Below are 13,084 nucleotides of genomic sequence, written 5' to 3' on the forward strand. Positions count from 1 at the left end.
GTCCTTACAATGCTCTCGCCTTCTCTGCACCGATTGCGGTATTCGTCAGCGTATTCCTGATGTACCCCTTGGGACAGTCAAGTTGGTTCTTTGCACCCAGCTTTGGTGTCGCTGCAATTTTCCGATTCTTACTATTCCTGCAAGGGTTCCACAACTGGACACTCAACCCCTTCCACATGATGGGTGTTGCTGGTGTATTAGGTGGTGCGCTATTGTGCGCTATTCACGGAGCCACAGTTGAAAATACCTTGTTTGAAGACGGTGACGGTGCTAACACCTTCCGTGGCTTCAATCCCACCCAATCCGAAGAAACCTACTCAATGGTGACGGCAAACCGTTTCTGGTCACAGATTTTCGGCATTGCCTTCTCCAACAAGCGTTGGCTGCACTTTTTCATGTTGTTTGTGCCAGTCACAGGCTTGTGGATGAGCGCCGTCGGCATCGTCGGTTTAGCACTCAACCTGCGGGCTTATGATTTCGTCTCCCAAGAATTGCGGGCGGCGGAAGACCCTGAGTTTGAAACTTTCTATACCAAAAACATTTTGCTGAATGAGGGTATCCGCGCTTGGATGGCTCCTCAAGATCAACCCCACGAACAATTTGTATTCCCTGAGGAAGTTCTACCTCGCGGTAACGCTCTCTAATTATTAGAAGCCGCCCCTGACCTAAATAAGAATTGTAATTGGTGAGAATTGACACCACCCAGATGAAATAATCTCCTTGTTATAAGCCAAGAAGGTGTCAATGTTCCCAATTCTCCAGTAGTCTCCTGCCTTTTGGTGGGGGATTTTTTTTGTATATAGTTAACCTCTCTAGATTTATGTGTTATGTTGAGTAAAGGTTATAAACCCAGAGCAGATTGCTCTGCCCTTTTGAAACTAAGACCACTTAGGCAACAAGGAGGTGATGCCCATGATAGAAAGTAGTAAATGCATGGGTCATCAGGTTGTAGTTAGCCGGCTGTGTGCCGGGGCTGTTCTCTAAAAGTCAGCCTTAGTCATCTTGAGAGACTAAGTTAGCTCAAGTAGCTAGGCAAGCTTGGAGTTCCTTCCGGCAGTCTGGTTGCAATCTGAAGACCCGCTAGACCGCTCTGATTTAGATCACCTGATCTAAATCAGAGCGGATAGTTTTTTATAGGTGACTTTTGTTTTATTAATGGTTGCTTTTGAAAGCTTTAGATAGGGATTACATTAAAGTTTTCTTAAAAATAAATATCTTGGATCAAACCTTGGTGACTGACCAGATGTGAGCAATAACGTCTATCTACTAAGTCTGATTTAAATATGCACACATAAGTATTATGCCTTAACGTAAATTTGGTTTAGGAGTAATCATCGCTAGTTAAAGCAATAACGTCTATCTACTAAGTCTGATTTAAATATGCACACATAAGTATTATGCCTTAACCCATACTTCCATACTTTTTATGTGGAGAATAAAACGGGTTGGGCTTTGCAAGATACAAGATGTAACAAATATATAAAAAATAGGAATTTTTTAATATGGCACAACTCTTGACTAACGCGGAAATTCTAGAACGGGCAAAGGTTCTGTCAGGTTGGACTGTTGAAAACTCGAAGTTGCAAACCAGCCGCACATTCAAGAATTTTATCCAAGCAATTGAGTTTGTCAATAAGCTGGTAGAGCCGGCTGAGTCAGCAGGACATCATCCAGACATAGAGATTTCTTATAACAAAGTGAAGATTACACTTACAACACATGATGCAGGTGGGCTAACACAGAAGGACTTTGAGCTAGCTGAGGCGATTTCCCAAATCAAATAACTGATTTCTTCTGACATCTTGCACCAGGCGGTTGAAAGTTACCGTTACACAAACAAAACCTGCCTATCCTTCTGGTGAGATCCATACTGCGCGTACCTTATTTAAGATTAGCGGTACGGGTTATCTATTGAGTGAGCGGCTTTCAAAACTCTTGATTCCTGATATGTTTTTCATCACAATACCAGGCAGATTTCGCTTGTATGGCTCAACCAATGCGTTACAACTGGCTGGCGTGCAATTTGTACTAGGGCTGTGATTTTTCCTAGCAAGCTGCTAAGTGTCTAAAGCTTTCAGCAATTTAGCTTGCGTAGGCAGCGAATGCCCTAAACCCTACTCCCCGCTTAGATATTTAGATAACTATGTGTGACAGTTACTAAGGCGATCCCTTCAATCTTGTCATCTAAATTAAATGTTTTATAATCTTATGATATCAAGATATGTTTTTGCATAAGTTAATCACATAAGTGTTTAACCCTAAGTTAATCGTTTATTAGCTTTGCAAAAACTAGAATTGTAGTATAGGCGGCTATATCTCATCCACAGGTTTCAACGAGATGTCGCATTTTTAAGAATTAGGTGCAACGAAGACAATTATCTAAAAAAGGTGTGAGGAGTAAAGAAAAGATGTCTAATCTCTTGTGGAAATCCTTAGTGGTTAGCCCAGCAGTTTTGGGAGCAACATTGTTAGTTTCGGCAACAGCAATGGCGGCTCCGAACACAACCACTGAAGTATCACCAGCCGAACAACCTGCTGTAACTGAAGTTGTCCAACAGCCAGAAATATTGGCTCAAACAACGATAGATCAAGTTAATCGCTACAGCAACGAAGGCAACCAAAATAACTCTCAGTCTCAAGTAACATCGGTTTCCCAATTTTCCGACGTACAACCTACCGACTGGGCATTCCAAGCATTGCAGTCTTTAGTTGAGCGCTATGGTTGTATTGCAGGTTATCCAAATGCCACTTATCGCGGTAACCGTGCTTTGACTCGTTATGAATTTGCCGCAGGTTTAAATGCCTGTTTGGATCGGGTTAACGAATTGATTGCCACAGCAACAGCTGACTTGGTGACCAAACAAGATTTAGCTACCTTACAGAGATTGCAAGAAGAATTTGCCGCAGAATTGGCAACCCTACGCGGTCGTGTCGATTCCCTAGAAGCGCGGACTGCTGAATTGGAAGCTAATCAGTTCTCCACTACCACTAAACTAGTCGGTGAAGCTATTTTTGCCGTCAGTGATGTTTTTGGCGGTAACACTGGTGATAACAATAATACTGTCTTTCAAGATAGGGTACGTTTAGACTTGCAAACCAGCTTCACGGGTAGAGATGTTCTACATACTCGTCTCGCAGCAGGGAATGCAACAGCCTTTACACAATCTGATGACTTTGGTAATCAGATCGGTACTGCCGAAGGTACACAAACGTTCCAAATTGGTAGCACTGGTAATAACAGCGTCAGAATAGATCGTTTGACCTATGAAGCTCCCATAGGCCCAGCCCAAGTTTACCTTGCAGCTAGTGGTGGACGACATAGCCATTATGCAGCCGTCAATAACCCTTACTTTTTCGATAAAACTGACGGTGGTAATGGTGCATTGTCTACCTTGGCTTCTGAAAGTCCCATCTATCGGATTGGTGGAGGTGCAGGTCTAGCGGTCAATCTACCCCTTGGTAAAGGTGGCGGTATTTTAGGAAATAGCTCAGTCACTGCGGGTTACTTAGCATCGGAAGCTAATAATCCTGGTGTTAGTGCAGGTCTAACCAACGGCAACTATGCAGCTCTTGGACAGTTGAACTTTAGTGTTGGCGATCGCGTGGCTTTAGCTGCTACCTACGTCCACGGATATAGCGCAGGTGGTTCTTTATTCAACTCAGGTTCCACGACAGACGGAGATATTGTTCCAGTAGGTACTGGACAAGCTAACAGTTTACTCGGTGCAGGTGCCAGTAACTCTTACGGTGTGTCGGCTGCGTTTAGACCCAGCGACAAGCTCTCAATTAGTGGCTTCGTCTCTTACCATGATGTCACCGGCTTTGGTGTAGGTGATGATTATGAAGCCTGGAGCTATGGTCTTGGAGTAGCCTTACCTGATTTTGGTAAAAAGGGTAACGTATTAGGTATTTTTGCTGGTGCAGAACCCTATTCCTTTAACCGACCAGGTTTTGGCGGTAATAATGATATACCCTATCACTTTGAAGGCTTCTACAAGTATCGTGTGTCGGATAATATCTCTGTAACTCCTGGTGTAATCTGGTTGACTTCACCTGGTCAGAGCAGCGAGAACGATGATGCAATTATTGGTACGCTCAGAACAACTTTCACCTTCTAGAGTGTTGACTATCCACCGACAATTTTGAAATCTATTGCTCCCCGCCATGAGGCGGGGCTTTTTATTTTTAGTGGCAGCAAATAATAAACCCCAGTATATAACCGGAGTATAATAGAAAAGTTAGGAGATGTGGTTATGGCGGGTTTTATGTGAATAGACCACAGTAGGGTGGGCGTTACAATGCCCAATGCAATACGGTTCAATTAAGGGTTATTGATCTTTGAAGACGCGATAAATCGCGTCTCTACGTGAGGGCTATCGCGTAATATCCTAACTCTGCCAATTTTAGATTTTGAATTTTAGATTGAATGACTCCTAACTCCTAATTCCTAACTTATTGCTGCTTGTGGAACTATCGTGTAAATCGGAATACGCAATCCTGGCCTTATTAGAGATGGCCGCCCATTACGAAAGCGGCGAACCTCTGCAAATTCGACAAATTGCAGCTCAACAAAACATACCCGATCGCTATTTGGAACAGCTATTAGCAACCTTGAGGCGTGGAGGTATAGTTAAGAGTCAGCGCGGATCAAAAGGTGGCTATCTGTTAACGCGAGAACCTCGAAAAATCATCCTTTTTGAGATTTTTGAATGTCTAGAAGGGTTAGAGGTGAATACTTGTGAAGAAAACGTTAACTCCAAAAGGGTAGACAGTTTTGTTATAGAAGAAATTTGGCAAGAAGCAAGTCGCGCGGCAAATTCAGTGTTACAAAAATATACGCTCCAGGATCTTTGTGAAAAGCGAGATTCCCGGCGGCACTTGGATATCATGTATTACATTTAGTCAAGAGTCAGTAGTGAGTTGTCTAATGACTATTGCCTAATAATTAATAACTTAATAAGTAAGGACTAAATTATGCGAATTGCTCGTAACATTACAGAACTGGTTGGTCGTACACCCTTAGTGCAGTTGAACCGCATTCCCCAAGCGGAAGGATGTGTTGCGGAAATTGTGGTGAAACTGGAAAGTATGAACCCATCAGCATCAGTTAAAGACCGGATTGGGGTGAGTATGATTAACGCTGCCGAAGAGGAGGGGCTAATTACTCCTGGGAAGACAGTTTTGGTAGAACCCACCTCTGGAAACACAGGAATTGCCCTAGCAATGGCAGCAGCAGCTAAGGGTTATCGGTTAATTTTGACAATGCCAGAGACGATGAGTGCCGAGCGACGGGCAATGTTGCGGGCCTATGGAGCAGAACTGGAATTAACACCAGGGATGGAAGGGATGAGTGGGGCAATTGGGCGGGCACAGCAGATAGTTAATAGTACACCAAATACCTATATGTTGCAGCAGTTCCGTAATCCAGCCAATGCAAAAGTGCATCGGGAAACTACTGCCCTTGAGATTTGGGAGGATACCGATGGACAAGTAGATATAATTGTGGCAGGGGTAGGTACAGGTGGTACGATCACTGGTGTAGCAGAAGTGATTAAAGCACGCAAGCCTAGTTCTCAGGCGATCGCTGTTGAACCAGCTAATAGCCCAATTTTATCTGGGGGACGACCAGGGCCGCACAAAATCCAGGGAATTGGTGCTGGGTTTATTCCTCAAGTACTAAAGATAAAATTGATTGATGAAGTGATTACCGTCACCGATGAAGAAGCGATCGCTTATAGTCGGCGTTTGGCAAGAGAAGAAGGGCTACTATCTGGCATTTCTAGTGGAGCAGCTTTATGTGCAGCAATTCGCGTTGCCCAACGTCAAGAAAATAAGGGACGTTTAATTGTGGTGATTCAGCCCAGTTTTGGTGAGAGGTATTTGAGTACGCCGTTGTTCCAAGACTTGGAGGCAAGGTTAGCTGCTAGCGTCAGTTAACGATACATTGAATTAATGGTCAATTCTAAGCACGTTTCTAACCACTACGAAACTCTCAAAGTTAGTCCAAGTGCAAGCCTTGCAGAGATTAAGCAAGCTTATCGCCGCTTGGTTAAGTTGTTTCATCCTGACAGTAACGAGGAAACAGCCGATCACGAGCAGATTATCCGTATCAATGCAGCCTATGAGGTTTTAGGTGACAACCAAAATCGCCGCAATTATGACCAACAACTGCAAGATGACTCTCAAAAATTAAATAGCGATCGCCAACAGCGTACAGCATCAGCTCAAAAGCATTATCAGACAAGACGAAAAACGGGACGGGAAGTTGACGAGCAAGTTGAGGAATGGCTGCGCCAAGTGTATCAACCAGTAAATCGCTTGCTTTGTACCATTCTTTATTCGTTAGAAGAACAAATGGAGCTATTAGCCGCCGATCCCTTTGATGATGAGTTGTTAGATGAATTTCAGGAATACTTAAAAACCTGTCGAGATGACCTCAAGCAGGCACAAATTACTTTTCGCTCCTTACCGAATCCCCGCAGTTTAGCAAGAACAGCAGCTCACCTCTACTACAGCCTCGATCAAGCAGCAGATGGACTCGAAGAGTTGGCTTATTTTCCTTTGAGCTACGATGAGCGTTATTTACACACAGGTCAAGAACTATTTCGCATAGCTACGAGATTACACTGTGAGGCGCAAGCGTCTGTAAATAGTTAATAGTTATTGGTCATTAGTCAAATAACAAATGACTAATGACAACTGACAAAGAAATTAGTTTATCCTGGAAGCAGAGAAAGATTAAGAAATTTTAAATTCTGCTCCTAGTGTACTCATGCAATGTATTGTTAATCGCCGCGCCCAGTTTTCGGCAAGTCATCGCTATTGGTTGCCCGAACTGAGTGAAGCCGAGAATATTGAGAACTTTGGTGCTTGCTCTAGATTTCCGGGACACGGGCATAACTATGTCTTATTTATCTCCATAGCCGGAGAATTGGATAAGTATGGCATGGTGCTGAACTTGTCTGATGTGAAACAAGTAATTAAACGGGAAGTTACCAGTCAATTAGACTTTTCTTATCTCAACGATGTATGGACAGAATTTCAACAAACTCTGCCCACTACTGAGAATATTGCACGGATTATCTGGCAACGGTTAGCACCGTATTTGCCTCTAGCCCGTGTGCAGTTGTTTGAACATCCTGAACTTTGGGCAGATTATATGGGAAACGCAATGGAAGCCTATCTCAACATCAGTACTCACTTTAGCGCCGCCCATCGGCTAGCTCATCCTAACCTCAGTAACGAAGAAAATACTGAAATTTATGGTAAGTGCGCTCGTCCCAATGGTCACGGACACAATTATCATCTAGAAGTCACTGTCAAAGGGGAAATTGACCCACGCACTGGCATGATTGTCGATTTAGGTGCTTTGAATCAAGTGGTAGAAGATTATGTGGTAGAGCCATTCGATCACACCTTTTTAAACAAAGACATTTCTTACTTTGCTGAAGTTGTGCCGACTGCTGAGAATATCGCACTTTACATTAGTAATTTACTGCGATCGCCTATTCAAGAATTGGGAGCCAAACTTTACAAAGTGAAACTGATTGAAAGCCCTAATAACTCCTGCGAAATCTACTGTACTGAGTCTGAATCAAATTCAGTCAGCGAAGCCGTGAATCAGCCAGTATTAGCACGGGTTTAGGTGAAAATCCAGGCATAGGACATAGGGAATTGATATCATCCCAATGCCCAATGCCCAATGCCCAATGCCCAGCTAGAAAAGTTTACTAACTAAGCAGCTGAAACCAGGTAGCAAAGGACTTGTCAATTCATCTTGACTAAATAAAGTAACTGCTAACTTTAATGCAGCCTGCTCACGACGATAAACTTCAACTTTCTTCTGTATAAAATCGCAAATCCAATATTCTTGAACCCCTTGCACCGAGTACAGCTTTAGCTTTGTTTCCTTGTCACGGGTTTCATTTTTTGCACCGGGAGATAAAACCTCTACTACTAACTCTGGTGCACCCGTCAGATGTCCAGCTTCATCTAGCAGGTATTTTAAGCGTTCGTGACTTGCCCACACCACATCAGGGATCACATTGTCAGAATCTGAGAAAATAATTCCAGGTGCGATCGCAGGTTTACCTAAATCAGTTTCATCTGACCAAATCTTAAGAACTGTAGCAATATTGACGCAGCTCGTTTGATGATCCCAGTTAGGTGCTTTAGTCACAAATAGTTCTCCATCAATAATCTCATAGCGATTTCTGCGATCGCTAGCAAAGAACTCTAGATCAGCAGTCGTCCAACGCACTGGAGTCGTTTGCATAGAAACCCCCTAGCATTTTCTTAAATCATATTTTAAAAATACCGACGACGGGCGGAATGTCGCAAATAACGATAAATGCCCCAGGCTAAAACTCCAAAAAAGAGATTTAGCAAAAACCGAGTAAGTATAAACCACAAAATATCACTGTCAAACAGCTTCGACGGATTCAAAGGACTAATTTTCCTGGCTAAAAGAAATAGCCCAAAAATAGCATTCCCACCCAGCGCGAGGGCAAACAGTACTAAACTCCTTTGCAAGTAACGGCGCTGGGGTGTGCGGTTTGAAATCAGGGTAATTACAGGTTTACCTTGCACTTTTCGCAGTAATTGTTCCAGTCGCCAAAACATCCACAATAGAAAGGGAAATAAACCATAAGTAAGCAAACCTATGGGTATTGAGTAACGTCCAGCACTAGATAGGACATTAACTAGGGCATGACAGATTACAGAATTTAGCCAAGCCCAAAAAATGAACTTCCTGTCTCGATTTAACCGAGTGTGGGAGGAAATATAAATTCCTAAAGCATACCCCCAAGGTGCAGAGAACATGGCGTGGACTGGCGTGCCGATAGTCCGAGCAAGAATTGATGCGGTATCGTGGAAAAGGTAAATCCAGTTTTCCTCGGCAGTGAATCCAAGGGCAACGGCTATAGTAAACAGGAAAACTGTAGACTGAAATAATCGATATTTGCGTTGCAGATAGCAGGTTGGGACAACAACTGCTGCCAACTTGCAGCCTTCTTCAATTGGGCCTACTTCTACAAGCTGCCGCAAGGCTATACCAGGAAGCGATCGCTTCAACTGCTGCCAGTCTACAAAAGAGTTGGCTACGATTTCAAAAATCCATTCGAGGCTAAGGGCTAAGATACCAAATATTGCCCCGATGATAAAGAAAATCAGTAAATATAACAGAGGTGGAGCAAATGACACCCGGCAATAGTAGTAGCCTAGCAGCAGCAACGGTGGTATTGCTGCCCACAGTAGGAGAGAAAAATCAACCACTCACCTGAGCGATCGCTGTACGATGACGGTGGCTATTGTTAGTGATAGTGGGAGTTTGGAAACCCGCCTCAACAATAGCCTGCTCAATATCCAAAGCGAAATATTCATCTAAATACGGTTCAGTACTTTTAAGCAACGTCAAAATGTAGGCTGGCATTTTCTTGAAAACTTCAGATTTGGGATTCATGTCCATGATTGCCAAATAGCCACCTGGACGCAGTACGCGCCGCATTTCAGCTAAAATCTGTCGGGTTGCTGACTGGGGCAATTCGTGGCACATCAGGAAAATGGAGACTAAATCAAAGGAGGCATCTGGTAGTCCAGTTGATTCAGCTTGGGCATGAAGCCAGTTTATTTTAGCTTGACGTTGTTGGGCGCGGTAATTGGCAACAGCTAAGAAGTAAGAAGATAAGTCCAAGCCGGTAATTTTAGCTTGAGAATAAACTGATTGTAGGGCAAAACTACTCAAACCAACACTACACCCTACATCTAAGATGTCTTGCGGCTCGTTGGGGATTTGACTTTTTAGAATATTGTGGTAACTTTGGCGCAGCATGGGATCGCCCTGTGCTTGGGCACCCTGCCAAATCTTAGCATGGACAGCGTAGGCGGCAGGTTCTACCTCAAAAGCGGCTTGCCAACTGAGATTTCCGGTTTCGTAGGCATGGAATGAGGTGAGGTAATAATCAGGGTAGGAAAGCTGAGGATTTTCTACTTGAGCTAGATCAGCCTTCCAATCACGCGCTTGTAGTGTTTCGACTTCTTGCGTCCAAGGCACACCTATTCTTTCGGCACGTTTAATCATCATTTGTCTAGCTTGATGCTTGGCTAGGTTGGCTAAAGGCTGGATTGCCAGTATGCCATTCACCAAGCGGGAAGCTAAACCAAGATTAGTGTTTACAGCAGCAGTCATAAATCAGTTTACAGTTAACAGCCTTTTGTACTTATGACATACTTACTAGAGGCTAGTCTAGATGCAAATTGAAACTTGACATCTGGCGATCGCCGAGCTTCGCATCTCCAAAGAAAGGCCGATACAACGCGATTGTTAGATCGTGACAGACTTCGCAATCTTCGCAAGCAATCGCAATGCTTCATTGACGGAAGCCGAATCTCGAAATATCTCTGCTACATCTGGATCAAGAACCACAACATTACTTGATTGCACATAAGCTTCATAGTACTTGCCACGAACACCGCCTGAGAAATCGTACTCAGTTCTCATCTCATCATTGGCTGTTATTTCAGGTTCCTGACTCATAGCTTCTTCTTTCCTGTCGAGTGGCTAAACGAGCACTAATTAATCGCACCTCACCCTCCCGTTCCGTGTGGGACACAACCAAAAGCCTTTGCAACCTCGATTGACCCGTCGTAATAACACGGAATTCACCTATTGAGTGGTCAGGGTCAGAAATTGTAACAGCTAGTGGATCTCCGAAAATTGTGAAAGCTTCTTCAAAAGACACACCGTGTTTCTTGGCATTGCTACTTGCTTTGTCTGAATCCCACTGAAACTTCATAAAGCTATTCTACTCTCAAGGAGCAAAACAAGGCGGGCAAGCCGCATTACTGTCAATGCCCAATGCCCTATTTTGCAGTATTCGGCTTGAGAGCTAACAACATCTCCAATTCACTGGTGGATTTATCGCGGCTAGTAGCGGTAACACCAAAACCACGAATGGAACCCAGGATAGTGAGGGTATCGGGGTTAGATGAGATCAAACTATTGAGCATGGGTACAGTTTTAGTTTTATCCATATCCAGGTAGAAATAACCACCGTTGGGCTTTTGCAAAGAACCAGTCACGGCTTTGAAGGCGTCACTACTGTCGAGAGATGGATTTTTGCGATCGGCAACTGCGTCAGCAACTGGGCCACCAACAGCTAAAAATAGAGTATCTTGATCCAGCCAACCATGTGCAAATAAAGCTCCTTGTCGGGGGATTTGCCATTCAGTTACGTCTTTACCACCGATATTTCTGTTGGCGATGTTGATTTGTTGGGTTTTGGCAAGGGTATCCAATTTTGTCAAGGTGGCTTCGGCAGTTTTGCGATCGCTAGTATCAAATACTAAAGCACCTCCAAAACCAACACCTGCTAGCACCCCTTGATTAGATGGAATCGCACCAAAAGCAAATTCTCCATTCATCCAGCCAAAAATGTCTTTATCTAGGTCAATATTGACAAATTTCAGTTGTCCGCGCACTTGTTCCAGAGCTTGCTTCATTTCTGGATAATCTTTTGACTGTTCTACTACCGTTGTCCAACCACGGCTGATCCCATTTCCGCTAATCAGAGCAAAGGTATCAATAGGAAATTGCCCGACTATATTCCCAGGACTTGATTGATACTGAAATTTATTTAGTTGCGGATCTAAATTAGCGATCGCTTTTACTCGCACTCCTGCATCATCAACACCAACACCCGCCACTACAGATTTTATCTGCTTCAGTTGCGTCAAGGTTTGTGGAGGTAACTGCTTTGCCTGTGGACTTCCAGCTATTAATTGCTGTACCATCCCTGCATAGTCTGGTACATAAATTTGGGCGAGACTATTTTTGACATCCACTCCTTTGCTGAGAATGGTACCAGCACCTTCTTTACTGGCAAAAGAAGATTGTCCCTTAAATGTGTCAATTGCTTTTTCTACAGCTTGCTTTTCGGGGGCTAATACCAAGTGACTATTATTTAAAACTACGCTATACGTCGGCTTGCCATTTTGTGTAGTTTCGATAATTTTTTCACTTTGGTAGTCAGATTCCTGGAATTTTACCCCTTTCTGTGACTTTAATTTGTTAGCAAAATTCAAGGCACTGAGTTTGTCCTTGATTCCCACTACTATCAGGATATTTGATTGCTGCTGTAAATTTGTTGGTACATTAGGTGCCTCAGACGGCACAGTTAACTGTGCAGGTTTCACAGGATTTGGTGGCAGTAGAGCAATCATTACCCCACCAGCCCAAGGCTTTATGTCTTTTTCATAAGAAATGTTACTATCACTGAACATTTGCTTATTGAAATCTTCCAGACCTTTTGCCACTAACTTTTGTGCTTCTGGAGTGCCAAACTGCTGTAACTTTGCCCAGGCTTCAGGGTCGCTAGTAATATAAGTTGCCATCAATGCTGTTGAAGGTACTACTTTAGCACTGCCTAGAGCATCTGAGCTACTTACTGATGGGCTTTTGAAATACGTGTATGCAGCTATACTTCCTGCTACAACCACGGCAGCGCCAACAGCAGGAATGAGAAATTTTGATTTACTTTCAGGCATTTTGTTATCCTCTTTTGTTCAGATTGTCACCGAGATTTATACAAGTGTCATTGTAGAGTTTTCGGATTTATGAATAATTTCCGATAATCCATCGGTATTTACTGATAAAATTAGAAGTCCTATAAGTTAGCGGTCTAAAATTACTCTAAAGAATACTTCAAAGGGATGAAGAGCGAATCCGCAAATGATATGCTGTTCATCTTAAAGACAATAGCCTGCTCAACAGCGGCAAGTTATCCTAAGTTATAAGAATAATTAGGAGTATTTGTACTTAAGGAGAATCTATCGAGGTGCAAGAGACTCTTGACCCGATGACAAAAAAGTGCAAATTATCAGGAAAAACGAAGAGTGCTAAGTTCCGTTAGCGATAGCGGGGCGTTTAGCCCGTGCTGAGTTGAAAGACCGCTTACAAGGGGCTAAAACTAAAGTACAAAATCCTGGGTACTTCTTAATTCACTCAGGACTCAAGACTCAGCACTCAGGACTACATCCACCAGCCAAGCCAGACTTTTCAGGATTACAAGGTCAGTAAGGATCA

The 13,084-nt window shown here is 43.4% G+C and carries 13 protein-coding genes and 1 pseudogene; 8 read left to right on the top strand and 6 right to left on the bottom strand.

Annotated features, from left to right (window positions below; genetic code table 11):
* The 8 genes and pseudogenes from F8S12_RS15005 to F8S12_RS15040 all read left to right on the top strand — a co-directional run.
* Positions 1-644: pseudogene (locus tag F8S12_RS15005) on the top strand (photosystem II D2 protein (photosystem q(a) protein)); the annotation flags it as partial.
* 858 nt (positions 645-1,502) lie between these two features.
* The gene (locus F8S12_RS15010) at positions 1,503-1,784 is read left to right on the top strand and encodes a 4a-hydroxytetrahydrobiopterin dehydratase (protein ID WP_196516959.1); all 282 of its coding nucleotides are present in this window, start codon (positions 1,503-1,505) and stop codon (positions 1,782-1,784) included.
* Positions 1,785-1,815: 31 nt separating this feature from the next.
* Complete coding sequence (locus F8S12_RS15015) at positions 1,816-2,040, top strand: hypothetical protein (protein WP_196516960.1); 225 nt, start codon at positions 1,816-1,818, stop codon at positions 2,038-2,040.
* Positions 2,041-2,408: 368 nt separating this feature from the next.
* Positions 2,409-4,118, top strand: a complete 1,710-nt coding sequence (locus F8S12_RS15020) for an iron uptake porin (RefSeq protein ID WP_196516961.1) — start codon at positions 2,409-2,411, stop codon at positions 4,116-4,118.
* A 346-nt stretch (positions 4,119-4,464) separates the two neighbouring features.
* Positions 4,465-4,902, top strand: a complete 438-nt coding sequence (locus F8S12_RS15025) for an RrF2 family transcriptional regulator (RefSeq protein ID WP_196516962.1) — start codon at positions 4,465-4,467, stop codon at positions 4,900-4,902.
* Between the two features lie 72 nt (positions 4,903-4,974).
* The gene (gene cysK / locus F8S12_RS15030; RefSeq protein ID WP_196516963.1) at positions 4,975-5,937 is read left to right on the top strand and encodes a cysteine synthase A; all 963 of its coding nucleotides are present in this window, start codon (positions 4,975-4,977) and stop codon (positions 5,935-5,937) included.
* A gap of 15 nt (positions 5,938-5,952) precedes the next feature.
* Entirely contained in the window at positions 5,953-6,657 is a 705-nt protein-coding gene (locus F8S12_RS15035; protein ID WP_196516964.1) for a J domain-containing protein, read from the top strand.
* 115 nt (positions 6,658-6,772) lie between these two features.
* Positions 6,773-7,645 carry a 6-carboxytetrahydropterin synthase gene (locus F8S12_RS15040; protein WP_196516965.1) on the top strand — a complete coding sequence of 291 codons (873 nt, stop codon included), beginning with the start codon at positions 6,773-6,775 and terminating at the stop codon, positions 7,643-7,645.
* A gap of 72 nt (positions 7,646-7,717) precedes the next feature.
* Here F8S12_RS15040 and F8S12_RS15045 read toward each other — a convergent pair whose 3' ends face one another.
* The 6 genes from F8S12_RS15045 to F8S12_RS15070 form a co-directional block, all read right to left on the bottom strand.
* Positions 7,718-8,275, bottom strand: a complete 558-nt coding sequence (locus F8S12_RS15045; protein ID WP_196516966.1) for a Uma2 family endonuclease — start codon at positions 8,273-8,275, stop codon at positions 7,718-7,720.
* Positions 8,276-8,307: 32 nt separating this feature from the next.
* Positions 8,308-9,276 (bottom strand): PrsW family intramembrane metalloprotease, encoded by a 969-nt coding sequence (locus F8S12_RS15050; protein ID WP_196516967.1) that lies wholly within the window; start codon positions 9,274-9,276, stop codon positions 8,308-8,310.
* Entirely contained in the window at positions 9,269-10,189 is a 921-nt protein-coding gene (locus F8S12_RS15055) for a class I SAM-dependent methyltransferase (protein WP_196516968.1), read from the bottom strand. Before F8S12_RS15055 ends, F8S12_RS15050 begins: the two co-directional genes overlap by 8 nt.
* Before the next feature lie 135 nt (positions 10,190-10,324).
* Positions 10,325-10,537, bottom strand: coding sequence for a hypothetical protein (locus tag F8S12_RS15060; RefSeq protein WP_196516969.1), 213 nt, complete (start codon positions 10,535-10,537; stop codon positions 10,325-10,327).
* Complete coding sequence (locus F8S12_RS15065; RefSeq protein WP_196516970.1) at positions 10,521-10,796, bottom strand: BrnT family toxin; 276 nt, start codon at positions 10,794-10,796, stop codon at positions 10,521-10,523. The genes F8S12_RS15060 and F8S12_RS15065 overlap by 17 nt, the downstream gene beginning before the upstream one ends.
* 67 nt (positions 10,797-10,863) lie before the next feature.
* Positions 10,864-12,546: a DUF3352 domain-containing protein gene (locus tag F8S12_RS15070; protein WP_196516971.1), complete on the bottom strand. Its 1,683-nt coding sequence runs from the start codon at positions 12,544-12,546 to the stop codon at positions 10,864-10,866.
* Positions 12,547-13,084: the final 538 nt, after the last annotated feature.

The sequence above is a fragment of the Nostoc sp. WHI genome (assembly GCF_015714725.1).
Classification (GTDB): domain Bacteria; phylum Cyanobacteriota; class Cyanobacteriia; order Cyanobacteriales; family Nostocaceae; genus Nostoc.

What these genes read in the sequence shown, in the direction of transcription:
- F8S12_RS15045 (WP_196516966.1), bottom strand. Translation starts at nt 8,275, where the DNA reads ATGCAAACGACTCCAGTGCGTTGGACGACTGCTGATCTAGAGTTCTTT.
- F8S12_RS15040 (WP_196516965.1), top strand. Translation starts at nt 6,773, where the DNA reads ATGCAATGTATTGTTAATCGCCGCGCCCAGTTTTCGGCAAGTCATCGC.
- cysK (WP_196516963.1), top strand. Translation starts at nt 4,975, where the DNA reads ATGCGAATTGCTCGTAACATTACAGAACTGGTTGGTCGTACACCCTTA.
- F8S12_RS15065 (WP_196516970.1), bottom strand. Translation starts at nt 10,796, where the DNA reads ATGAAGTTTCAGTGGGATTCAGACAAAGCAAGTAGCAATGCCAAGAAA.
- F8S12_RS15010 (WP_196516959.1), top strand. Translation starts at nt 1,503, where the DNA reads ATGGCACAACTCTTGACTAACGCGGAAATTCTAGAACGGGCAAAGGTT.
- F8S12_RS15055 (WP_196516968.1), bottom strand. Translation starts at nt 10,189, where the DNA reads ATGACTGCTGCTGTAAACACTAATCTTGGTTTAGCTTCCCGCTTGGTG.
- F8S12_RS15060 (WP_196516969.1), bottom strand. Translation starts at nt 10,537, where the DNA reads ATGAGTCAGGAACCTGAAATAACAGCCAATGATGAGATGAGAACTGAG.
- F8S12_RS15020 (WP_196516961.1), top strand. Translation starts at nt 2,409, where the DNA reads ATGTCTAATCTCTTGTGGAAATCCTTAGTGGTTAGCCCAGCAGTTTTG.
- F8S12_RS15035 (WP_196516964.1), top strand. Translation starts at nt 5,953, where the DNA reads ATGGTCAATTCTAAGCACGTTTCTAACCACTACGAAACTCTCAAAGTT.
- F8S12_RS15070 (WP_196516971.1), bottom strand. Translation starts at nt 12,546, where the DNA reads ATGCCTGAAAGTAAATCAAAATTTCTCATTCCTGCTGTTGGCGCTGCC.